Annotated in this window: 1 pseudogene; it reads left to right on the forward strand. The window is 48.5% G+C overall.

The window, feature by feature from the left end:
* Window positions 1-1,042: pseudogene (locus tag J2W69_RS20610) on the forward strand (IS3 family transposase); the annotation flags it as partial.
* Window positions 1,043-1,050: the final 8 nt, after the last annotated feature.

Below are 1,050 nucleotides of genomic sequence, written 5' to 3' on the forward strand. Positions count from 1 at the left end.
GCGAAACCGCCATGCGCCGCTGGGTTGAACAGTTAAAGTCTGAACATCAGGGAATAACACCCAGCTCCAAAGCGTTAACGGCGGAGCAACAGCGAATTCAGGAGCTGGAAAAACGCATCAAACGCCTTGAGTTAGAGAAAGAAATTCTAAAAAAGGCTACAGCTCTCTTAATGTCGGACGAATTCAAAAACATGCGCTGACAGGCCAATTAAGTGAGCAGTACCCAACCGAACTGGTCTGTGCGTTATTTGATGTTCCAAGGTCGACATTTTACGACCGGCGTTCAAAGCCTGTCGATGAAGAACAGCAAGCGCTAAGCCAGCGTATTGTGAGTATTTTTAAGGAAAGCCGTGCCTCAGCAGGAAGTCGGACTATCGTGAGTATCCTGCGTGCTGAGGATACAACAGTAAGCCGGTTTAAAGTGATGCGGTTAATGGAAGACGCTGGCCTGCAAAGTAAGCAGCCTGGTTCGCACTCTTACAAAGTGGCAACCGTTGAACGGGTTGATATTCCAAATACTCTGGCGCGGAATTTTAAACCTGAACGGCCTAATCAGGTGTGGACTGGTGATATCACTTATATCTGGGCTGGTCGCTGGGTTTATCTGGCGGTTGTGCTCGATTTATATAAACGACGCGTGGTGGGTTATGCGATGTCAGACAAAGCTGATGCGGCATTGGTAATTGCGGCGCTGGCCATGGCTTGGCAACAGCGTGGTAAGCCAAAAGACCTGATGTTCCATTCTGACCAGGGCTGCCAATATACAGCGCTCTCGTTCAGACAAACACTGTGGCGCTATCAGATACAGCAAAGTATGAGTCGTCGAGGTAACTGCTGGGACAATGCACCTACTGAGCGTTTGTTCCGCAGTTTAAAAACGGAATGGGTGCCAAAAACGGGTTATGAAAATCTGGCAGAGGCAAAATCAGATATTAGCCGTTACCTGCTTGGGTATTACAACCACAGGCGGCCACACAGCTTTAATGCTGGGTTACCGCCAGTGATAGCAGAACAACCTAAGTTAGTGTCCGGAAATACTTGACCACTACA

It is taken from the genome of Rheinheimera soli (assembly GCF_031457405.1).
Classification (GTDB): Bacteria; Pseudomonadota; Gammaproteobacteria; order Enterobacterales; family Alteromonadaceae; genus Pararheinheimera; species Pararheinheimera soli_A.